Raw genomic sequence first — 21,989 nt, forward strand, 5'->3', positions numbered from 1 at the left:
GCCCTGAACGCCGCGCAAGGCCGCCAGCCGCGCAATTCGAGCCCTCGGCCAGGTGCAGACCAGACTGCATCAAGCCCTTGGCTGGCCATTGACTTTCTCTTCTCCTCTTGTGAGCATCTCTTTGGGAGAGAGAGACAATCATGCAGATCGCGAGGGAGCGTTGGCGCTCAAGGGCGTCTGTCGTCGGGACGGCCCTTTGCGGCCTTGCCGGACTGTATTTCGCCGCCATAGCGGCCTATGCGCTCGTGAATTACAGCGCCTTCGGGGCGTCCCAGTGGCATCTCGCCCGGTATATACTGGGGCCGCTCGCCATCGCGGGCACCCTGCTCTTCATCGCCTTGCGCAGCGCGCCCGCCACGCGGCTGATCGTCGCCGGCAATCTCTGGGCCGTGCTGATCGCGCTCTTCGCCTATGAAGCCATCGTCAATGTCCAGATCAACCGTACACTGAACGGTTCCCTGGCGCTGCACCGCGAGATCCAGGCGGAGATCCCGTCGGTCCGCGAATCGCTGCCGCCCGGCATGACCCTCCGCCGCCTGAACGCCGATCTCGGCGGCCGGACCTTGGCCGGAAACCTTCTTGCGGGAATTCCCGATAAGGACGTTCTTCTCTGCATCCATCCCGAAGAGGGCCCTCTCGTCTATCGCGCCGATCGCTACGGGTTCAACAATCCGGACGATCTGCATGACAGAGGCGCGCTCGACATGGTCCTGGTCGGGGACTCCTTCGTCGAAGGGATCTGCCTTCCGCCCGGACAGGACGTTGCGGGCGTCCTGCGCGAGCGCGGGGTCAGGGCCGCATCGATCGGCATGCGGGGCAACGGCCCGTTGCTCGAGCTCGCCGCGCTGCGCCGATTCGGTCCCGTCATGCGGCCTCGGCGGGTCGTCCTTGTCTTCTATTCAGGCAATGACTGGTCCAACCTCGAGGAAGAGGCAGAGATCGGCTGGCTCCGCGCCGCGCTCGATCCCGAAGCGGAGATCGGGCCGGCCCTGCTGCCGCCGGGGCAGGCCGCAGCCGCGCAGAAGGCGGCGGGCGAGGCCTGGTCGTCCCGCTATGAGCCTGAAATCAATTCGCGCGTCCTCAACCGGGCGAGAAGCATCTTCGCCCTTTCGCAGACTGCGACGCTGCTCGGCCTTCATTATCCGGCGCTCGAACCGCCGCAGCCCGTCATCGAGGACGTCCTCGCCGCGATGGCGGCAACCGCTCGAAGCTGGGGCGGGGAGCTGACGATCGTCTACCTGCCGCGCGACGGACGCTTTCGCGGGCTTCTGCCCAACGACTTCGCATTCGAGGAGGATCGCCAGCGCATTCTCCGCCCGGCTTCGCGGCTCGGCATTCCCGTCATCGACCTGGCTTCCGCCTTCGTGGCGGAAGGCAGGCCAGCCCGCTTCTACGGGCCGGACGGCCATCTCAGCCCCGAAGGCGCACGCCTCCTCGCGGGACTTCTCGGCGAACCCCGCCCGGTGCGGATGGCTTCAGGAGGCTCTCGCTAGCCCATGGTCAGCTTGCGGGGGAGCGTCTCCCACCACGAAGCCGGCTCGACGGCCGAGGCGGTCGCGATGCCCGCCAACCGCTCATTCGGACTGGTGGTCGGCGGCATATTGGCGGGAATCGGCGCGCTGCGCATTTTCCTGGGCGGCCATGACGGCTTCTTCTCGGTCGCCGCGCTCGCCCTCGGCGCCCTGCTCGTGATCCTCGGCCTCCTCATGCCGCGTCTCCTGACGCGCCCGAACCGGTGGTGGATGGGCCTCGGCGCGCTTCTCGGCGCGATCATGACCCCGCTGGTCATGGGCCTCGTCTACATCACCACCTTCGTTCCGATCGGGCTGGCGATGCGCCTTGCGGGCCAGGACCCGCTCGGGCGCTCGAGGCGGCCGGACGGAGGCAGCTACTGGATTCATCGTGAGCCGGATGGGCCTGCCCGGGAGACGATGAAGAACCAGTTCTGAAGGGGGACATCATGGAGCTCATGGGTGAAATCTGGCGCTATGTGCGCGTCCGCAAGAAGTTCTGGCTGGTGCCGGTGCTCCTGATGCTGCTCGTCTTCGGCGGCCTCATCGTCCTGACGCAGGGCTCTCCGGTCGCGCCCTTCATCTACTCCTTGTTCTGATCGAGGCGGGATTCTTGCGAATTCTCGGCATTTCCGCCTTCTACCACGACAGCGCGGCCGCCCTGATCGAGGACGGCCGCATCGTGGCGGCGGCGCAGGAAGAGCGCTTCACCCGCGTCAAGCATGACGCGCGCTTCCCTGCGCATGCGATCGCCTACTGCCTCGAGGAGGCCGGCTGTACGCTCGGCGAGGTCGACCACGTCGCCTTCTATGAAAAGCCGCTGATCAAGTTCGAGCGGCTCCTCGAGACCTATCTCGCCTCGGTGCCCTCGGGCTTCCGCTCGTTCCAGATGGCGATCCCCGTCTGGATCAAGGAGAAGCTGTTCCAGAAGTCGAACCTCAGAAAGGCGCTGCGCGGGCTTCCCGGCGGGGCGGCGTGGAACGGGGACCTCCTCTTCACCGAGCACCACCAGAGCCACGCCGCGAGCGCGTTCTACGCCTCGCCCTATGAGAGCGCGGCCGTGCTGACGATGGACGGCGTGGGCGAGTGGTGCACCACCTCGATCGGGCACGGCGAAGGCAACAGGCTCGCCCTCAAGCGCGAGCTGCACTTCCCGCACTCCCTCGGCCTCCTCTACTCGGCCTTCACCTATTATACCGGCTTCAGAGTGAATTCGGGCGAGTACAAGGTCATGGGCCTCGCCCCATATGGCGAGCCCCGCTTCGTGGACACCATCCTCGACAGGCTGATCGACCTCAGGGAAGACGGCTCCTTCTGGCTCGACCAGAGATATTTCAACTACACGACCGGCCTCACCATGACCGGGGACGCGTTCGCGAATCTTTTCGGCGGCCCGCCGCGCAAGCCCGAAGCGCCGCTCACCCAGCGGGAAATGGACCTCGCCGCCTCCGTCCAGAAGGTCACCGAGATCGTCGTCGGCCGGCTTGCGGCCGCGGCCGCCCGCGAGACCGGAGAGCGCCGGCTGTGCCTTGCAGGCGGCGTCGCGCTCAACTGCGTCGCGAATGGCAAGCTGCTAAGGGAAGGCCCGTTCGACGACATCTGGATCCAGCCGGCCGCCGGGGATGCCGGCGGCGCGCTCGGCGCGGCCCTCGCCGTCTGGCACCAGTTCCTCGGCCAGCCCCGCATGCCGCTCGGCGACCGGCGCGACGGAATGCAGGGCGCCTATCTCGGCCCCGCCTTCGAGCAGGCGGAAATCGAGGAGCGCCTTGCTGCGGGCGGCGCGGTCTTCGAGACACGCAGCGAGGCGGAGGTGACGGAGGCCGCGGCGGATGCGCTCGCGGAGGGCAAGGCGGTCGGCTGGATGCAGGGCCGCATGGAGTTCGGCCCGCGCGCGCTCGGCGGCCGCTCGATCCTGGGCGATCCCCGCTCGCCCAGCATGCAGAAGACCCTCAATCTCAAGGTGAAATACAGGGAGAGCTTCCGTCCCTTCGCCCCCTCCGTCCTGCGCGAGGACGTGGCCGATTGGTTCGATCTCGACACGGACAGCCCCTACATGCTCCTGGTCGCGGGCATCGCTCCTGGCCGCTGCCGCGGGATGACGGAGGAGGAGGATGCGCTGTTCGGGATCGACAAGCTGAACGTTCCAAGGTCCGAGATTCCCGCCGTCACGCATGTGGATCACTCCGCCCGCGTGCAGACCGTGCACCGCGATACCAATCCGCGCTATTGGAACCTGATCGACGCGTTCAAGCGCAAGACCGGCTGTCCCGTCCTCGTCAATACGAGCTTCAACGTGCGCGGCGAGCCGATCGTCTGCACTCCCGAGGATGCCTTCCGCTGCTTCATGGGCACGGGCATCGAGCTTCTCGTGATCGGCAATTGCATCCTGCACAAGGACAAGCAGGACCCGGCCCTTCTCAAGTCCTACGAAGACGCCTTCGAACTCGACTGACGGCGCGGGCGATGCCCGCCCCTTCCGCCAGCGACCGCCCCAGGCGACGCATCCCGCCATTGCCGGCCGGAGCCCTCCTGCTCGCCCTTGGGTCCGGAGGCGGGCTTCTCGCGCGAAACGGCAGGCGAATGCCAAAGGCGCTTTACAGCCTTCCTGGATAGTATACCGTATAAATATTGCGGCGCAGCAATCTGCGCCATCTGCCCCTTCCCACTGTGAGGATCGGAGACCGGAATGCAAATCTCTTCTCGCTACGGACGATGCCTTCCGGGAGCCATGCAGGCGCTCCCCCGCTGGCGGCGCCGCCGGGTCCTGACCTCCAGCAGCGTCCTGGTGCTCGCTCTGACCGCCCTCCCGGCGATGGCGCAGGTGGACGGACAGCAGGGGGATGCCGTCGAAGATGCCTCGCCGATCGACGAGATCGTCGTCACCGGCTCCCGCATCGTCCGCAGCGGGCTGACCACTCCTGTTCCGGTCCAGATGCTGGGCGGCGAGGCGATCGAGAATGCCGGCGCCATCACCGCGGGCGGGATATTGCGCGAACTTCCCGCCGTTGCCCCCGGCCTGAACTCCGAGTCGAGCGGCGTGACCTTCAACGGTGCCGGGCTCGATCTCGTGGACCTCAGATCGCTCGGAACGAACCGCACCCTCGTGCTCGTCAACGGCCGGCGGCAGGTCGGATCGAACCCGAACACGACGTCGGTCGACCTCAACACGATCCCCACCCAGATGATCGAGCGCGTGGAGGTGATCACCGGCGGCGCATCGGCGGTCTATGGCGCGGATGCCGTGTCCGGGGTCCTCAACATCATCCTGAAGGACGACTTCGAAGGCGTTCAGCTCGACGCGCAGTTCGGCATCGCCGACGAGGGCGACGCCGAGCGCTACGCCGTCAGCGGCCTCATCGGCACCAATTTCGCCGATGGCCGGGGCAATGTGACCGGCTATCTGGGCTATACCGAGGAAGAGGGCATCGCCTATGACGCCCGCGAAGGCGGCATATCGGGCCTCAACTGGATCGCGAACCCCGAGAATACGGGTCCCGATGACGGCATCCCGGACTACATCCTCCTCGACAATATCCGCCAGCTGGGCGGCCAGCAGGAATCCGCCTTCGTCCTCGATCGCGGCAACGGTCTAGAAGCCTTCGGCTTCAACGAGGACGGCTCGGTCAGGGAGTTCGCGCTCGGGCCGTCCGGCCTCCTCGGCGGAGGCCAGTTCACCGATGGCGGCGAGGCTGAGCTCGGCTATGACGCGCAATGCCCGCAGGCGCGCTGCGCTCTTCGGATCCCGGTCGAGCGCTATCTCCTCGCAACGTCCGCCGATTACGAGCTGACGCCTCGGGCGGCGCTGTTCTTCGAGGGCCGCTTCGCAGGCACCCAGTCCTCGTCGCGCTTCGGGTCGGTCTTCGAGATCCCGCCCGTGACCAACCAGATCTCCATCGACAATCCCTTCGTCTCTCCCTCGCTCGAAGCGCTTCTTCTCGAAGCGGATGTCGATTCCATCGGCATCCTGCGGTCTGACCAGGAGCTCGGCCTGCGCGGACAGGACACGGATCGGCGGCTGTTCCAGATGGTCGGCGGCGTGCGCGGCGAGACGGGCCTGCGCGACTTCACCTACGAAGCCTCCGTCCAGTACGGCAGCACACGCTTCACCAATACCCGCGTCAACGACCTCGACCAGGCCCGCCTGACCAATGCGCTCGACGCGGTGGAGATCGACGGCGAAATCGTCTGCCGGTCCGAGGCCGCACGGGCTCAGGGCTGCACGCCCGTGAACTTCCTTCAGGGCGGGGACGCTCTGACGGAGGAAAATCTCGACTATGTCAGGATCCCCTTCGCGACCGAGACCGCGGAACTCGAACAATTCGTGGCCGCCGCCAATGTGACGGGCGGGCTCGGCGACTATTGGGGCGCCGGTGACATCCGCGTCGCAGCGGGCCTCGAATACCGCGAGGAGGCGAGCGAATACCTCGTCTCTCCCGTCGATCAGGCGGGACAGGGCTTCTATTATACCCAGCGCCAATCCACCTCAGGCGAATACGACGTGTTCGAATATTTCGGCGAGGTCGTGGTGCCCGTCTTCACCGGCAGCCGCTTCGGAGAAGCCCTGTCGGTCGAAGCGGCCATCCGCCGATCCGACTACTCGACCTCCGGCGTGACGACGAGCTGGAAAGCGGGCGGCAGCTATGCTCCGGTTAGGGATATCCGCTTCCGCGCCGTCCGGGCCCGCGCCGTCCGGGCCCCCAATGTCGGCGAACTCTTCTCCCCCGGCAGCGAGGGCTTCCTGACGGTGGACGATCCGTGCGATGTGGACTTCATCGAAGGCGGCTCGCCCGGCCGCGCCGCCAACTGCGCCGCGCTCGGCGTGCCCACGGGCTTCACCTCGAACGCCCGGACCATCAATATCCGCACCAGCACGAGCGGCAACCCCGAGCTCGATGTCGAACAGGCCGACACTTGGACGGTCGGCGCGGTCATCACGCCGCGCTTCATCGAAGGCCTGTCGGCGACCGTCGACTACTTCACGATCCAGATCGAGGACGCGATCAACGTCTTCGGCGCGCAGGACATTCTCAACAACTGCGTCGATCTCGAGACCATCGACAACCCGTTCTGCGCCTCGATCACCCGCGCGCCGAACAGCGACATCGAGCGCATCGTGCGGCAGAACATCAACGTCTCCGAACTCAATCGCGAGGGCATCGATCTGGAGCTGCGCTACAATCGCGGCCTCGGGACCTATGGCGATCTGAACTTCAGCACGCTCCTGACGAAGATGTTCGAGGTCAACACCATCGTCGCTCCGGGCACCCTCACCGGCAGCAACGAGATCGATTTCAACGGAGAATACGGCTATCCCGAGTGGAAGGGCCGCTTCAGCGCCAACTGGCAGTTGGAGCCCTTCGAGGCCACCACCACGCTGACCTATCTTTCCAGCATGCAGCGCGACGTTCAGCCCACCAATCCCGAAGACAATCGCGCCACGGCCGAAGCAGGTGACTTCTTCGTCCTGAACGCGCAGGGCAGCTATCACCTCACGCCGGATATCCGCCTGAATGTCGGGATCGACAACCTGCTCGACGAACAGCCGCCTTCGCTGCCGGAGGTCCGCGCGGGCGGCGCCAGCAGCACTGCGGGAGCCGAGATCTATCCGATTGTCGGCCGCTATTTCTACGGCGGCATCCGGGTCAACTTCTAGGCGGGCGTGAAGGCATGAAGAACGCCCCCCTATCCGCGCGGCGCAGAGTCGCTGCCATGGCGCTCGGAGCGGCTTTCGGAGCGGGCAGCGCGGCAGCGCTCGCGCAGGAGGACGCGGAAAGAGCAGAGCATGGGCCCTTGTGGCTCGACGAGACCTATTCGGTTCGCGCGCTGGACTGGGTCGAAGAGCAGAACGCCCGGACGCTCGGCCTTCTCGAAGCGGACCCCCGCTTCGAGGCGCTGCGGAGCGACGCCGCCGAGGTGCTGACCGAGCCGACGCGGCTGCCGGATATCCGCTTCATGAACGCAGACGCCTATCGCTACTGGCAGGACCGTCAGCACCCGCTCGGCCTCTGGCAGCGCACATCGAAGAGCGCCTTCCTGAGCGGGCAGCCCGAATGGACGACGGTTCTCGACCTGGATGCGCTGAGCGAAGCCGAGGGCATGCGGTGGATCTTCGCGGGCGCGAGCTGCCGGGAGGAGCGCTGCCTCCTCGCCCTGTCGGAGAACGGCAAGGATGCCGCCGAATTGCGGGAGTTCGACCTGTCCGAGGTCCGCTTCGTCGAGCACGGCTTCGTTGTGCCGAACAGCAAGTCGCGGGCATGGTGGTACGATGACGACACGCTCCTCGTCGCGCCGGTGCTTGGACCGGGCAGCGTCAACGAGTCCCTCCTGCCCCGCACGCTCCGCGTCTGGCACCGCGGCGAGCCGCTGCAATCGGCCCGCACCGTCTTCGAGCTCGAGGACGGCGATGCCATGCTCGGCGCCACCCTGATCCGTGCCGGCGGCAGCGACGCCTTCGTCGCCGTCAGGAGAACCGATTTCGAGACGGCGCGTTACACGCTCGTCCATCTCGACGGGGCGAGCCGGGAATTGCCCCTGCCCGAGCTTGCCTCGGTGATGGGCGTCCACGACGGACAGCTCCTCCTGCGGCCGAAAGTCGAATGGCGCCCAGCGGGCTCGGACGAGCCCTTCGCTGCCGGAACCCTCGTGGGCCTCTCCCTGAACGATCTCATGAAGGAAGGCCGGATCGAGGAGGCCCGGCTGATCTTCGAGCCGGCGCCGGGCGATGCGTTGCGCGGCGCGCATTCGGACGGGGATGCCCTCTATGTCGAGCTTCTGCACGACTATGCCAGCCGCATCGCCGCATTGACGCCGGACGGCGAAGGCGCCTTCGCAAGCCGCTTCCTTCCTCTGCCCGAAGGGCGCTTCATCTCTGTGCTGAGCGTTGAGGACGCCGGCCTCCTGCTGCGCGAGGAGGCGCCTCTCGTCCCGCCGCGCATGGTGCTCTTCGATCCGGGCACCGGACAGGAAGAGATCCTCTACGAAGAGGCTCCTGCCTTCGACACGGCGGGCCTCGTCACCGAGCTGCGCCATACGAGGGCTGCCGATGGCGCCCGCGTCGACTACCTCGTCATGCGGCCCGAAGAGGTTCCCGAAGGCGGTGCGCCCACGCTCGTCTACGGCTATGGCGGTTATGACGTGGCCATCACCCCCCGCTACGAGCCCGTCTTCGGCAAGCTGTGGCTCGAACGCGGCGGCGTCTACGTCCACGCCTATCTGCGCGGCGGCGGCGAACATGGCCCCGCCTGGCATCGCGGCGCGATGCGCAAGAACCGCCAGCAACCCTATGACGACATGCAGGCCGTGCTGAGGGACCTGCAGGAGCGCGGCGTCACCACCCCTGCCCGGACCGGAATCATGGGCCGCTCGAATGGCGGGCTGATGGCGGCCGTCGTCATGGAGCAGGCGCCAGAGCTGATGGACGCCGTCGTCATCGGCGGTCCGCTGATCGACATGCTGAACTTCCACGAGCTGCCCCCGGGCGCGACCTGGACAGCCGAATATGGCGACCCGCGGGATGCGGAGATGCGGCCCTTCCTCGCGAGCTATTCTCCGATGCAGAACATCGCGGGAGAGGAGGCGGATTATCCCCCGCCCCTCATCATCACCTCCACCGATGACGACCGCGTCCTGCCCGGCCATGCCCGCCGTTTCTCCGCCCGCCTCAGCGCGCTCGGGCACGAGAACCTCTATTACGAGGACGATCAGGGCGGTCATTACTGGGAGCTGGCGGGGGGCCCCGCGCCCGGCGACTGGCGGCGCAGAGCCACGGCGCGGGCGGTGGAATTCACCTATCTCTGGCGTCAGCTGGGGGAGGAATGAGCACCGCCGATCTGGCAGCCGGGCCGTCATCCGCGCAAGGCCGGCAGCCGGGCCGGGCATCGGCATCGCGCCTTACCGGAACGAAAAACGGCCCCGGAAACCGGGGCCGCTCCTGATCGGTTCGGATGCGTTCGATCTTACAGGATGTCGCCGTCATAGGCGTCGTAATCGAAGACATAATCGTCGACGTCATTGATCCCGTAATCCACACCGTAATAGCCATAGCCCGGATCGAATGCGAAGGGACCGTCATAGTCGTAGCCGTAGAAATCGGCTTCGTAATACCCATCGAAGTCGTCATAGTAGACGTCCGGCTGGTAGATGACGGATTGCAGTTCGCCGTCCATCGAGAAGCGGAGATCGCTCACATAGCCGAACTCGGAGCCGTATTCGTTCCGGCGGCTGGTCAGGCGGACTTCGTCCCCGATCAGTTCGGAGACGCGGAAGGCGCCCGCGCTCAGGCGGGCCCGGTCACGGTCGCCGAAGAGCGAGAAGTCCTCGACATTGTCATCGTCGATGGGGACCATGATGCCTTCACGAGCGGGCGTCAGGTCGACGTCTTCCCACTGGACCGAGATGATCTTGTCGCCGATGTCGAGAAAGCCGCCGGTCTCGACGATGATGCGGTCGATCATGCCGTCCGCGTCGACGATGATCGTTTCGACCTCGCCGATCTCGTCGCCGTCCACGCCCATGACCTCGCTGTCGAGAAGGCTCTCGGCGAGGAAGCCGTCCATGTTCATGGGGGCGCGGCTGCGGCGATCCTGCGCATCGGCTGTCATACCGGTCACCCCGAGGGCGAGCGCGGAAGCGGTGAGCGTCATCAGTCTGGTGGTGAGGGGCATAAAAATCTGCTCTCTATTGCTCAAACATAGTCGTTCGCGACGGCGCATCCCCGCGCGGCAGCACCGGAAGGGTGGCGCCGCTGCGGCGAGAATGCGCCGCGCAGAGGGCTAACGGACCTGCCCGGCCCTTGTTCGAGGTGACGGATTCACGAACGGGCTAGAACAGCGGCTGCCGCAAGATCAGGCGACGCCCGCAGGTCCGGGCGCGAGCGGGCCCTCTTTCCGCTTCGTTAACCTTTATGACCAAAAATGGGTGTGGTCTTGCTGTGACAGGTTGGAAAAGGCGGTGGCCCCCGTCTTGCTAATCGGTGAATCATCGGCAGATAGAGCCCCTTCCACGGATCACTTCCGTGTGAAACGCAAACGAGGAGGCAGCCTTGTACGCAGTGGCAGGAACCGTACCCGAACTCTACCGCCAGGCCGGCAGGCTGCTGGCCCGGCTGAGGCGCGTCCCGGCGACGCATGACGCGACGCGTCAGGAACTCGAAGCGGAGCTCGACCAGATCAATCGCCGGATTTTCGCCATCGAGAGCCAGACCGAAGGCCAGCTGGTCTCCGGCACGGTCTGATCGCGCGGCGCGGCGCCCCGCGGCACCAAAGGCTGTCAGGACCGTTCCGGCTCGGCCTCGTAGACGCCGCGCGCCACCGCACGCGCCATCACGTCCCCGGCGACCGTGCCGAGGCGCGAAAGAGACAGGATGTCCGGCTCCGGCAGCGGCCTCCGGCTGGTCGAGACCGCGAAGACCACATCGCCATCCGTCGGCCCGTGGGCCGGCCGCAAGGCACGGGCGAGACCGTCCTGCGCCATGATGGCGAGCCGCTCGGCCTGCGCCTTGGTCAGAGCCGCATCCGTCGCGATGATCCCGAGCGTGGTGCTGGTGCGGCCGGGTGGCCCCGCCTTGCTGTCGGCCGGAAAGCCGGCGGCGGCGCCTTCCTGCCCCCTGCCCCCGAATTCGGCCTCGATCTCGAAGGGCGCGGCCCAGAAGCGGTCCGTACCCGGCATGTAGGGGCTGCCGAAACTGTTCACCGCTGCGAGGGCCGCCACCGTGCTGCCGTCCTCGAGCCGCCAGGAGGCGGAACCGAGGCCGCCGGCATGGGCCCCTGCGGTGGCACCAAAGCCCGCGCCGCTGCGCCCGAGGCGCAAGGGCGCCCCCGCCGCCTCGAGGGCGGCAGCGCCGAGGCGCGCATAGGGCGGTGCCGCGCCCCATAGCTTCGAGCCGCCATTGGCAAGATCGTAGAGGATGGCCGCAGGCACGATGGGGCTGTTCGGCACGCCGGGCTGGCCGACGAGGGCGAAGCCCCGCCCCCGCGCCCCGAGCGCCGCCGCCACGGCATCGGCCGCGGCGAGCCCGTAGACCGATCCGCCCGAAAGGATGATGGCATCGGCCTTTTCGACGAGCCCCGTCAGCGCCAGCGCATCGGTTTCCCGCGTGCCCGGCCCGCCGCCGCGCACATCGCAGGCACAGATATACGGCTCTTCAGCCAGAAGCACCGTCACGCCCGTCCTGGCGGCCTCGTCCTCGGCATTGCCGACCGCGAGACCCGCGATGTCCTCTATCGTGTTTTCGGGGCCTGCCGGCACGCCTTTCTCTCCCGCTCCGCCTTGCCTAATGTCCGGCCTTAGCCGCCGATCCCCAGGAGCGCAGCCTTGCGACACACCCTCAAAGCGAGCGCCGCCATGGCGCTGATCCCTTGCGTCCTCACCGCCTGCGCGCGCGGAGACGGCGAGACCCGCGCCCCGGCGGAGGCCGAAGCGGTCGATGCCGTGGCAAGCCCTGGGGCCGCCCTTCCCGAGGCGGGGGCGAGCGAGGGGCAGGTCGAGTGGGCCGTCGCGGCGGCCAACCCGCTCGCCGTCGATGCAGGCGCCGAGATCCTTCGCGAGGGCGGAAGCGCGGTCGATGCCGCCATCGCGGTGCAGGCCGTGCTCGGCCTCGTCGAGCCGCAGAGTTCGGGCCTCGGCGGCGGGGCCTTCATGCTCTATTACGATGCGGGCAGCGACAGCCTCACAGCCTATGACGGGCGGGAAACCGCGCCCGCCTCCGCCGGGCCGGACATGTTTCTCGAAGAGGACGGCCGGCCCATGGGCTTCTACGATGCCGTGACCTCCGGATATTCCGTGGGCGTACCCGGCGTGGTCGCCATGCTCGGACTGGCCCATGAGCAGCACGGGGAGTTGTCATGGGACGCGCTGTTCGACGCCGCCATCGCGCATGCCGATAACGGCTTCACAGTCTCCCCGCGCCTTGCCGGCCTGATCGAAAAGCTGCCGCGCCTCAAGCAGACGCCCGCGGCGGCGGCGCTCTATTTCGACGAGGAGGGCATGCCGCTCGAGGCGGGCGACCGGCTCGTCAATGCGGATTACGCGCGAACGCTGCGCACGCTGGCAAGCGAAGGGCCCGCGAGCTTCTATACCGGATCCGTCGCCGGGCAGATCGTCGAGGCGGTTACGGAAAAGACCGGCCCCGGCGTCCTGACCATGGACGACATGGCCGCTTATGAACCCGTTATGCGCGAGCCGGTGTGCAGCATGATGCTGAGCTATGAGCTCTGCTCGATGGGCCCGCCCTCCTCGGGCGGCGTGACCCTCTTGCAGATCCTCAGCCTCGTGGATGAGACCGTCGAGCCGGGCGATGCGCCGGAGGTCGTGTGGCCGGCCTATGTCGAGGCGAGCCGCCTCGCCTATGCCGACCGCGACCGCTATCTCGCGGATCCCGCCTATATGGCGGTCGGCGGGGCGGATGCGGACGCCATCGTCAGCGGATTGCTCAGCGACGCCTATATGGGCGAGCGCGCGGAACTGATCGGCGCCGAGCCCGCGGAGGCTGTCGAGCCCGGCGAGCCGGTCGCGCAGCCGATCCGGGAGGGGCGCGCGGACGACAATGCCTATGAGCTGCCCTCGACCTCGCATTTCTCGATCCGCGACGCGGAGGGGAACGTCGTTTCGATGACGACCTCCGTCGAATTCGCCTTCGGCAGCCATCTCGTCGCGGGCGGCATGGTGCTGAACAACCAGCTGACCGATTTCAGCCGCGAGCCTTCCGCCGATGGCATTCCGGTCGCCAATGCGCCGGCGCCCGGCAAGCGGCCGCGCAGTTCGATGACGCCGGTCATCGCGCTTCAGGACGAGGCGCCGGTGCTCGCCATCGGCAGCCCCGGCGGCCCGGCCATCATCGGCTATGTCGCGAAGACGCTGGTCGCCCGCTATTTCCTCGGCGACGATATCCAGACCGCTGTCGAGAGGCCGCATCTCGTCACCGCGCGCGGCGGCGTGGCGACCGAGAGCGAAGATCTGGCCCGCTTCCTGCGCGCGGTCGGGTATGAGCCGGAGGTGCGGGAGCTGACCTCGGGCCTCTACGGCTTCGAGATCGTCGGCGAGGAGGTCATTCCCGCCGTCGATCCCCGCCGCGAAGGCACCTTCGAGAGCGCGGACGACTGAGCCCCCCGGGGCCGGTCGGGCTAGCCCTCGACCGGCTCCAGCCAGCCCCATTCGTCCTCGGTCGTGCCGTCGAAAAGGCCGAAGAAGCGCTTCTGCACCTCCTTGGTGATCGGCTTGTCGCCCGTGCCGACCTCAAGGCCGTCGATGGCGCGCACCGGCGTCACCTCGGCGGCGGTGCCGGTCATGAAGATCTCGTCGGCGCCATAGAGGAGCTCGCGCGGGATCGCCTGCTCGGTGATCTCGACGTCCATCTGCTTCAGGAACGTCATGGCCGTGTCGCGGGTGATGCCACCCAGGATCGAGGCTGCGAGCGGCGGGGTCAGGACCCGGCCGTCCTTGATGATGAAGAGGTTCTCGCCGCCGCCTTCGGACACCGTGCCGTCATGGCTGAGGCCGATGCCCTCGACCACGCCGCGATTCTTGGCCTCGGTCGTGATGAGGCGGGAGGAGAGGTAATTGCCCGCCACCTTGGCGCCCGCTGGGATCGTGCCCTGCGCCGTGCGCCGCCAGGAGGAAACCACCGCGTCGATGCCCTCCTCGATGGCTTCTTCGCCGAGATAGCGACCCCAGGGGAAGGCGGCGATGACGAAATCGTCCGGGCAGCCGGTCGCCGAAGGGCTCATCTCGCCATAGCCGAGATAGGCGTTGACCCGCAGATAGGCGCTTTCGAGGCCGTTCTCGCGAACGGTGCGCTTGCAGGCCTCGTTCACCTCCTCCTCGGTATAGTCGATGCCGATGCCGTAGATGCGGGCGGAATAGAACAGGCGCCTGGTGTGGTCCTGCAGGCGGAAGATGCAGGTGCCCTTGTGCGGCGTCTTGTAGGCGCGCAGCCCCTCGAAGGCGCAGGTCCCATAGAGGAGCGCGTGGCTGAGGACATGCGTCGTCGCCTCGGCCCAGGGGATCAGCTCGCCATTCTTCCAGATCAGCTTGGCTTCCTGAATCGGCACGGCGGGACTCCTTTTGAACGTCGCCGCTGTGTAACACCGCCGAAACCCGCTGCAAGCGGCAGGGCCGCTGCGAATGTCAGGAGCCGGATTTGCCTTTCGACCCGCCAGAACAGCCCCGATCGATCGACGCCCTGCGCGAGTTGATGAGAAAGCTGCGCGACCCGCAAGGCGGCTGCCCCTGGGACGTCGAGCAGACCTCGGCCAGCATCGCCCGATACGCGATCGAGGAGGCATACGAGGTCGTCGACGCCATCGAGAACGGCAGCGACGCGGACCTGCGCGACGAGCTCGGCGACCTCCTCCTCCAGGTCGTCTTCCACAGCCAGATGGCCGATGAGCGCGGCGCCTTCTCCTTCGAGGACGTCACCGAAAGCGTCGTCACCAAGATGGTGCGCCGCCACCCCCACGTCTTCGGCGACGCCGAAGAACGCTCTGCCGAGGGCCAGACCCGCGCCTGGGAGGAGATCAAGGCCGAAGAGCGCGCGGAGAAAGGCGAGGACGACAGCGCCCTCTCCGGCCTGCCCGTCGGCCTTCCCGCCCTCACCCGCGCCGAGAAGCTCGGCAAGCGCGCCGCCAAGACCGGCTTCGACTGGCCGGATGCGCAAGGCGTGATCGCCAAGATCCGCGAGGAACTCGAAGAGGTCGAAGAGGCGCTGAGCGGGCGGGACGAGAAAGCGGTGCGCGAGGAGCTCGGCGACCTCCTCTTCTCGGTCGCCAACCTGACCCGCACTCTCGGCGTGGACGGCGAGAGCGCTCTTCGGGCGGCCAATGCCAAGTTCGAGCGCCGCTTCCGGGCCGTGGAAGCCCGGGCGCGGAAGGCGGGCCGCCCGGTGGAGGAGCACAGCCTGGACGAACTCGAAGCCCACTGGATCGCGGCGAAGAACGAGGAGCGGTGAGCCTCGCTCGCTTCCCTTCCCGCGCGGCCTAGGTTCCTCCGGTGACCGAAGCGCATCTCAACGCCCTGTCGACGGCCGTGCCGGACAATGAGGTCCATGGCCTCTTCAAGGACTTCGCCCGGCGGCAGATCACCGACCGCCGCCGTGTGCTCCTCGAGCGCATGATCTCCCGCTCCGGCATAGAGCGCCGCTTCTCGCCGCTCGTTCCCGCGCCGGACGAGGAGGGCATGGACGCCGAAGGGTTCTATCGCTTCGGGGATTTCCCGAGCACTGGCCGGCGGATGCGGGTCTATGACCGCGAGGCCGCAGCCCTGGCCGAAAGGGCCGCAAGGGGCCTTGGGGAAGACTTGTCCGGGGTGACCCATCTCCTCGTGACCTCCTGCACGGGGTTCGCCGCGCCGGGAGTGGACCTCCAGCTCATCGGGCGCCTCGGCCTGAACCCCGGCGTCGAGCGGACCTTGATCGGTTTCATGGGCTGCTACGCCGCGATCAACGCGCTGCGCCTCGCGCGGCAGATCGTGAAGGCGGAGCCAGCAGCACGGGTCCTGTGCATCTCGGTCGAGCTCTGCACGCTGCATCTTCAGGAGACGGACGACCTTGAAACGGTCCTGTCCTTCTCGATCTTCGGAGACGGCTGCGCGGCTGCGCTCATATCCGCCGATGAACGCGGCTTCCGCCTAGATAGCTTCCGCACCGAGGTCATGGCGGACCACCGCGACCTCATCACCTGGGACATCGGCGATCAGGGGTTCGACATGGTGCTGTCGGGCGAGGTGCCGGGCGCGCTGCGCACCGGCCTTCCCGCCGCCGCCCGCGCGATCGTGCCGGAAGGGTGCGGGGAGATCGATCTGTGGGCGGTGCATCCGGGCGGCCGGTCGATCCTCGACGCGGTCGAGAACGCCCTGGAGCTGCCAGCCGGCGCCCTGTCCGCCTCGCGCAGGGTCCTGCGCGATTACGGCAACATGTCCTCCCCAACCGTCCTCTTCGTTCTCGACGCCATGCAGCGGGAGGCGCCCGCGGCCGGCGCGCCCGGCCTCGCCCTCGCCTTCGGCCCGGGGCTGACGGCCGAAGCGATGCGCTTCACCGCCGTCTGATGCGCGAAGCGGTCTTCCGGCCCTATGGCCGCCGGGCGGCGCCCCGCGCCCTGCCCGAACGCATGGACGGCGAGACCGCGTTCGAGACCTTCCGCGACACCCTCGAAAGCCTCGCCTCGGTCAATCGGATGACGTTCGGCTACCGGCCGAACCTGCGCTTTCTCGACCGGGCGCTGGAAAACCGGCGCGGGGCGAAGCCGCTCCTGATCGTGGATGTGGGCAGCGGCTATGGCGACGGGCTGCGGGCCATGGCCCGCCACCTCGCCGCGCGGGGCGTCGAGGCCGAGCTAGTTGGCGTCGACCGCAACCCCCATGCCGCGCGAGCATCGGTGGAGGTCGCCATGGAAGAGACGCCGGGCGTCAAGATCAGGTGGATCACGGCTGACGTGTTCGACTATGCGCGGCGGGCGCCGCGGCCCGATCTCGTGACCAGCGCGCTGTTCACCCATCATCTGGAAGACGAGGCCCTGCCCCGCTTCCTGCGCTGGATGGACGGCACCGCCAGGGCGGGGTGGCTCGTCAACGACCTCTATCGCAGCCGCTTCGCCGCGGCGGGCTTCGGCCTCGCCGCGACGCTGCTCCGCAAGCATCCCTTCGTCCGGCATGACGGCCCGGTCAGCTTCGCGCGGAGCTTCCGCAGCGCGGACTGGCGCCGCTTCCTCGCCGAGGCTGAAATCGAAGGGGCGGAGCTGCGTATCGGCGCGCCTTTCCGTCTCTGCGTCGAGAAGCATGTCTGAGACCGTGATCGCCGGCGGCGGCCTGGCTGGCGCCTGCGCCGCCTTCCACCTCGCCCGCGCCGGGCGCGCCGTGACGGTGGTGGAGCGGTCCGCCGGGCCGCACGACAAGGTCTGCGGCGAGTTCCTGTCGGCCGGAGCGGCGGGCGAGCTGTCGCGGCTCGGCATCGACCTGCCGGGCCTCGGCGCGCATCCATTGATGAAAGTCCGCATTGCGAGCCGGGTCGAGGCCCGCGGCGCGGCGCTTCCCTTCGAGGCATGGTCGCTGAGCCGCAGGCGGCTCGATGAAGCGGCGCTGAGCGCGGCGGAAGCGGCGGGCGCGCGGATCCTGCGCGGCAGCGCGGTCACCGCGGTCGAGAAGAGCGGGCGGGATTGGCGCCTGCGCCTGTCGAGCGGCGAGACGGCCCAGGCGACATCGTTACTGCTCGCCACGGGCAAGCACGATCTGCGCGGCAGGCCGCGGCCCGAAAGCCTTCATTCGGGGCTCATCGGCCTCAAGCGCTATTACCGCCTCGCGCCCGCCGCCGCGGCTTCGCTGCGAGGCAGCGTGGACGTCGCGTTCTTTCCGGGCGGCTATTGCGGGTTCCAGCTCACCGAGAGCGGAGAGGCGAATGCCTGCCTCGTCGTCTCTCGCGAGCGCCTCGCCGATCTCGGCGGGGATCCGGGCGCGGTCTTTAGGCGCCTTTCAGAAGACTGTCCGCATGCGGCTGAATTGCTGTCGGATGCGGAAGCGCGAACCGAGAAACCGCTCGCCATCGCGCGCATTCCCTACGGCTATGTCCGCTTCTCGACCGATGGCGCCTATTATCTGGGGGACCAGGCGGCGGTCATTCCGTCATTCTGCGGTGAGGGCATGGCGCTTTCCTTGCGCAGCGGGCGCCTCGGCGCAGAAGCCGTGCTGAACGGCGTTCCGGCAGAACTGTTCCAGCGCCGCTTCGGCCGGCTCGTCTTCGCGCGGGTCAAGGGCGCCGCCCTCCTCTCCCGCCTTCTGGTCAGAGGGGGCGTCCAGCGGCCCGCCCTCGCGCTTGCCGCTCTCGCGCCCGGCCTCGTCACGCAGCTCGCCGCCGCGACGCGGACGCCTCAGCCTTCCTCGTCATAGGCTTCGTCCTCAAGGCCATACATGTCGTCGTCCGACAGGCCGAAATGGTGCCCGATCTCGTGAACGAGCACATGGCGCACGAGCTCTTCGAGGCTGTCCGGCCCCGTCTGCCACATGCGCAGGATCGGGCGGCGATAGAGGAAGACCATGTCCGGCTGGGTGGAGACGTCGAAGAGGCTCTTCTGCGTGACGTCGACGCCCTGATAGAGCCCGAGCAGCTCCATCGGGTCGCCTATGCCGAGATCGGCCAGAACGTCCGGGTCGGCATAGTCCGCGACCCGGATCATCACGTCCTGCGACAGCCGCCGGAAGGGCTCGGGCAGTTCCTCATAGGCGGCCTGCGCCATCTGTTCGAAGGTTTCGAGATCGGGCTTCATTCCTCGAGCCTCGCTGCGTATTCGCGCCAGCTTTCCGCGTGACCGACGCAGAGCATCGGCGCGTCCCTCTGCGCGACCGGCCTGTAAGGCGCGCCCTTGGGCAGCATGCCGGTGCGCCCGCCCGCCTCGTCCACGAGAAGGACGCCGGGCGCGTGGTCCCAGACCGTCATCTTGTATTGGAGCACGAAATCCGCCTCGCCCCGCGCGATATCGAGATAGGCCCAGGCCGAGCAGCGGCCCGCATGGGTGCCGCCCGCCTCTTCGAAGACCGCTGCATAGCGTGAGCGGAGGGGCTCCTCGACATACATGCTCGAATAGTCGCCGTAAGCCTCCTCGAACGGCACGCCCTCGCGTCCTCTCAGCCGGTCATCGCCGAAATAGGCGCCTGCGCCGCGCTCGGCGATGGCGCAGCGGCCGTCGGTCGGCGGGAAGATCAGGCCCAGCACCGTCTCGCCGCCCTTGATCAACGCGGCCATCAGCGCGAACCGCTCCTTGCCGGCAACGAAATTGCCGGTGCCGTCGACGGGATCGACCACCCAGACGGCATCGGCGCCAAGCCGCTTCATCGTCTCGGAGTCGGCGCTGACGGTTTCCTCGCCGACAAAGGCGGACCCGGGAACCAGCGCCGGAAGGCGCCGCGCCAGAAGGGCCTCCGCCTCGCGGTCGGCGACCGTGACGAGGTCCTGCGGCCCGGACTTCTCGTCGATCTGATCGTCGTCGAGCGACCGGAAACGCGGCAGCACCGCCTCTTCGGCGACTTCGCGGAGGATCGTCTCGACATCTTGGGCAAGGCTGTCAGTCATTGCGGGTCCCGAAGCTGGCTCCGAGCTGCGATGTGGCCTCGCCTGGCGCCTGCGTCCACAGGCCGGGGCACGTGTCTCGCGCCCCGGCCTGTGGCTGACCGTTCAGGCCGCAGCCTTTTCCGCTTGGCCGTAGAGGGTCTGGCCCTTTTCGGCGAGGTCGCGGAACATCTGCGGCGGCGTGAATTTTTCGCCGTGCTTCTGGGCGAGGCTGTCGGCCGTCCGCACGAACTCTTCGAGCCCGATCGTATCGATGTGGCTCATCGGGCCGCCGGTCCAGGGGGCGAAGCCCCAGCCGAAGATCGCGCCGAGATCGGCCGATTGCGGATCGTGGACGACGTCCTGCGCATACATGCGCGCGGCGGCGACGAGCTGGACATACATGAGGCGTTCCTTGACCTCGTCCGCGCTCGGCTGATCGTTCTGAAGCGGGAAGTGGTCGGAGAGGCCCTTCCAGATCTCCTTCTTTCCGCCCTCGGGATAGTCGTAGAAGCCCTTGCCGACCTTGCGGCCCTTGCGGCCGAGATCCTCGACGAAGAGCTTCAATAGGTCCTCGACGCCATTGGGCGTATAATCGTCGCCCTCCTCCTCCATCGCGGACTGCGCGATCGACCAGCCGAGTTCCTGGCTCGTCTCGTCCATCAGGGCGAGCGGGCCGACCGGCATGCCCATATGGACCGCGCAATTGTCGATGAGGGCGGGGTTGATGCCCTCCTTCACCATCAGCGCGGCCTCGTTGAGATACGGGACCACCACGGAGTTGCAGTAGAAGCCGCGCGCGTCGGCGACGACGATCGGGGTCTTCTTGATCTTCTGGACATAGTCGAGGGCGGTGGCGAGCGCCTTGTCCCCGCAGCCCTCGGGCGTGATGATCTCGACTAGCGGCATCTTGTCGACCGGCGAGAAGAAGTGGATGCCGATGAAGTCCTTCGAACGCTCGAAGTTCTTGGCGAGGTTCTTGATCGGGATGGTCGAGGTGTTGGACGCGAAGATGACGTCGTCGCGGATCACCGCCTGGGTCTTCTCGGTCACGTCCTTCTTGACCTTGGGATCCTCGAAGACCGCCTCGATGATGAGGTCGACATCGGCGAGGTCGTTATAGTCCGCAGTCGGCTGGATCCGGCCGAGCATCTCCTCGGATTTCTCCTTGGAGAGCTTGCCGCGCGAGATGGCCTTCTCGTTCAGCTTGACCGAATAGCCCTTGCCCTTCTCGGCGGCTTCCACGTCACGGTCGAGGAGCACGACCTCGCAGCCTGCGCGCGCGGTGACATAGGCGATGCCAGCTCCCATCATGCCCGCGCCGAGGACGCCGACCTTCCTGAGTTCGGCCTTCGGCACGCCCTCTGGGCGCGCCATGCCCTTCTCCGCCGCACCCTTGTTCACGAACAGGGTGCGGATCATGTTCTTGGCCTGCGGCTCCATCAGGCACTGGGTGAAGTACTTGCTCTCGATCCTGAGCGCGGTGTCGAAGGGCACGATGGCCCCTTCGTAGATCGCCGAGAGGATGCGGCGCACCGCCGGGTAGTTGTGATTGGTCGCGCCCTGAGCCATGGCCGAGGCGCCGGCATAGACGGGCACTGCGCGCGGATCCATCGCGCCCGCGCCGCCGGGGATCTTGAAGCCCTTCTTGTCCCAGCGCTGGACCGATTTCGGGTTCTCCCTGCACCAGGCCTTGGCGCTCTCGACGAGCTCCCCGTGCGGGACGATCTCGTCGATATATCCCGCGGCCTTGGCTTCTTCGGCCTTCATCGGCTTGCCGAGCGAGCAGTCCTGGATCGCCTTCTGCACGCCTGCCAGCCGCTGGGTCCGCTGGGTGCCGCCCGCGCCCGGGATGAGGCCGACCTGCACCTCGGGCTGGCCGAGCTGCACCTTGCCATTGTCCGAAGCGAAGCGCTGGTGGCAGGCGAGCGCCAGTTCCATTCCGCCGCCGAGCGCGAGGCCGTTGATCGCCGCTGCGACCGGCTTGGCCGTCGCCTGCCCCTTCATCAGCGCCTTGGGATCCTGCCCCGCCGTCTCCATCCTGCGAAGAGCGTTCTGCAGGCGGAGGTTCGCCTCGTAGATGTCCTTGGGGCCGGCATCCTTCGGCATGCCGCCGAACATGGTGAGGTCCGCGCCCGCGAGGAAGCCGCTTTCCTTGCCGGAGGTGACGACGAGGCCCTTGATATCCTCATTCGCGGCGAACTCGTCCATGAACGCCGTGAACTCGTCGATGAGGTCGCCGTTCCAGACATTCATCGACTTGCCCGGCAGGTCGATCGTCATGACGGCGATGCCGTCGGCGTCGGTTTCTATGCTGAAGGTCTTGTAGTCGGCCATGGGGTTCTCCCGTTGTCACCGCCGCCGTGTCCTCATCCCAGATCGGGGATCTGGATCTCTCCCCAAGGGGAGAGGTGGTCCGGGCAGCGTACTGTTTTCTTCGTCCGCCGACCTCT

The 21,989-nt window shown here is 67.5% G+C and carries 18 protein-coding genes; 12 read left to right on the plus strand and 6 right to left on the minus strand.

Annotation, left to right across the window (positions count from 1 at the left end; all coding sequences use genetic code 11):
• The first annotated feature begins 140 nt into the window (after window positions 1-140).
• The 6 genes from IE88_RS0100390 (at window position 141) to IE88_RS0100415 (ending at window position 9,329) form a co-directional block, all read left to right on the plus strand.
• Window positions 141-1,493: an SGNH/GDSL hydrolase family protein gene (locus tag IE88_RS0100390; RefSeq protein ID WP_051881305.1), complete on the plus strand. Its 1,353-nt coding sequence runs from the start codon at window positions 141-143 to the stop codon at window positions 1,491-1,493.
• 3 nt (window positions 1,494-1,496) lie between these two features.
• Complete coding sequence (locus tag IE88_RS0100395; RefSeq protein WP_051881306.1) at window positions 1,497-1,949, plus strand: SxtJ family membrane protein; 453 nt, start codon at window positions 1,497-1,499, stop codon at window positions 1,947-1,949.
• Between the two features lie 11 nt (window positions 1,950-1,960).
• Window positions 1,961-2,110, plus strand: a complete 150-nt coding sequence (locus tag IE88_RS18450; RefSeq protein WP_202900380.1) for a DUF5989 family protein — start codon at window positions 1,961-1,963, stop codon at window positions 2,108-2,110.
• A 14-nt stretch (window positions 2,111-2,124) separates the two neighbouring features.
• On the plus strand, window positions 2,125-3,963 hold the full coding sequence (locus tag IE88_RS0100405; protein ID WP_031548917.1) for a carbamoyltransferase family protein: 1,839 nt from the start codon (window positions 2,125-2,127) through the stop codon (window positions 3,961-3,963).
• Window positions 3,964-4,239: 276 nt separating this feature from the next.
• Window positions 4,240-7,164 carry a TonB-dependent receptor domain-containing protein gene (locus IE88_RS0100410; RefSeq protein ID WP_031548920.1) on the plus strand — a complete coding sequence of 975 codons (2,925 nt, stop codon included), beginning with the start codon at window positions 4,240-4,242 and terminating at the stop codon, window positions 7,162-7,164.
• A 14-nt stretch (window positions 7,165-7,178) separates the two neighbouring features.
• Window positions 7,179-9,329: a prolyl oligopeptidase family serine peptidase gene (locus tag IE88_RS0100415; protein ID WP_081871310.1), complete on the plus strand. Its 2,151-nt coding sequence runs from the start codon at window positions 7,179-7,181 to the stop codon at window positions 9,327-9,329.
• 137 nt (window positions 9,330-9,466) lie between these two features.
• On the opposite strand, the gene IE88_RS16960 is transcribed toward IE88_RS0100415, so the two are convergent.
• Window positions 9,467-10,174 carry a PRC-barrel domain-containing protein gene (locus IE88_RS16960; RefSeq protein ID WP_051881308.1) on the minus strand — a complete coding sequence of 236 codons (708 nt, stop codon included), beginning with the start codon at window positions 10,172-10,174 and terminating at the stop codon, window positions 9,467-9,469.
• 377 nt (window positions 10,175-10,551) lie between these two features.
• Here IE88_RS16960 and IE88_RS0100425 point away from each other — a divergent pair, with 377 nt between their 5' ends.
• Window positions 10,552-10,743, plus strand: a complete 192-nt coding sequence (locus IE88_RS0100425; RefSeq protein ID WP_156032269.1) for a hypothetical protein — start codon at window positions 10,552-10,554, stop codon at window positions 10,741-10,743.
• A gap of 35 nt (window positions 10,744-10,778) precedes the next feature.
• On the opposite strand, the gene IE88_RS0100430 is transcribed toward IE88_RS0100425, so the two are convergent.
• Complete coding sequence (locus IE88_RS0100430) at window positions 10,779-11,756, minus strand: P1 family peptidase (protein ID WP_031548931.1); 978 nt, start codon at window positions 11,754-11,756, stop codon at window positions 10,779-10,781.
• Between the two features lie 96 nt (window positions 11,757-11,852).
• On the opposite strand from IE88_RS0100430, the gene IE88_RS0100435 reads away from it, so the two are divergent.
• Window positions 11,853-13,610 (plus strand): gamma-glutamyltransferase family protein, encoded by a 1,758-nt coding sequence (locus IE88_RS0100435; protein WP_036766255.1) that lies wholly within the window; start codon window positions 11,853-11,855, stop codon window positions 13,608-13,610.
• Between the two features lie 20 nt (window positions 13,611-13,630).
• On the opposite strand, the gene IE88_RS0100440 is transcribed toward IE88_RS0100435, so the two are convergent.
• A complete protein-coding gene (locus IE88_RS0100440) occupies window positions 13,631-14,557 on the minus strand; it encodes a branched-chain amino acid transaminase (protein WP_031548937.1) in 927 nt (308 codons plus the stop codon).
• 89 nt (window positions 14,558-14,646) lie between these two features.
• Between IE88_RS0100440 and mazG the strand changes: the two genes are divergently transcribed.
• From mazG to IE88_RS0100460, 4 genes are read left to right on the plus strand one after another with little or no spacing between them, the layout of a single operon-like run.
• Window positions 14,647-15,453, plus strand: a complete 807-nt coding sequence (gene mazG / locus IE88_RS0100445) for a nucleoside triphosphate pyrophosphohydrolase (RefSeq protein ID WP_031548941.1) — start codon at window positions 14,647-14,649, stop codon at window positions 15,451-15,453.
• A 41-nt stretch (window positions 15,454-15,494) separates the two neighbouring features.
• On the plus strand, window positions 15,495-16,547 hold the full coding sequence (locus IE88_RS0100450; protein ID WP_031548944.1) for a type III polyketide synthase: 1,053 nt from the start codon (window positions 15,495-15,497) through the stop codon (window positions 16,545-16,547).
• Window positions 16,547-17,284, plus strand: coding sequence for a methyltransferase domain-containing protein (locus IE88_RS0100455; protein ID WP_031548947.1), 738 nt, complete (start codon window positions 16,547-16,549; stop codon window positions 17,282-17,284). The genes IE88_RS0100450 and IE88_RS0100455 overlap by 1 nt, the downstream gene beginning before the upstream one ends.
• Window positions 17,277-18,380 carry an NAD(P)/FAD-dependent oxidoreductase gene (locus tag IE88_RS0100460; protein WP_031548950.1) on the plus strand — a complete coding sequence of 368 codons (1,104 nt, stop codon included), beginning with the start codon at window positions 17,277-17,279 and terminating at the stop codon, window positions 18,378-18,380. The genes IE88_RS0100455 and IE88_RS0100460 overlap by 8 nt, the downstream gene beginning before the upstream one ends.
• Here IE88_RS0100460 and IE88_RS0100465 read toward each other — a convergent pair.
• The 3 genes from IE88_RS0100465 to IE88_RS0100475 all read right to left on the minus strand — a co-directional run bounded on the left by IE88_RS0100465 (window position 18,362) and on the right by IE88_RS0100475 (window position 21,873).
• Complete coding sequence (locus tag IE88_RS0100465) at window positions 18,362-18,757, minus strand: metallopeptidase family protein (protein WP_031548953.1); 396 nt, start codon at window positions 18,755-18,757, stop codon at window positions 18,362-18,364. The genes IE88_RS0100460 and IE88_RS0100465 overlap by 19 nt on opposite strands.
• Entirely contained in the window at window positions 18,754-19,560 is an 807-nt protein-coding gene (locus IE88_RS0100470; RefSeq protein ID WP_051881309.1) for an inositol monophosphatase family protein, read from the minus strand. Before IE88_RS0100470 ends, IE88_RS0100465 begins: the two co-directional genes overlap by 4 nt.
• Before the next feature lie 102 nt (window positions 19,561-19,662).
• Window positions 19,663-21,873, minus strand: a complete 2,211-nt coding sequence (locus IE88_RS0100475; protein WP_031548960.1) for a 3-hydroxyacyl-CoA dehydrogenase NAD-binding domain-containing protein — start codon at window positions 21,871-21,873, stop codon at window positions 19,663-19,665.
• Window positions 21,874-21,989: the final 116 nt, after the last annotated feature.

It is taken from the genome of Parvularcula oceani (assembly GCF_000733125.1).
GTDB lineage: Bacteria > Pseudomonadota > Alphaproteobacteria > Caulobacterales > Parvularculaceae > Parvularcula > Parvularcula oceani.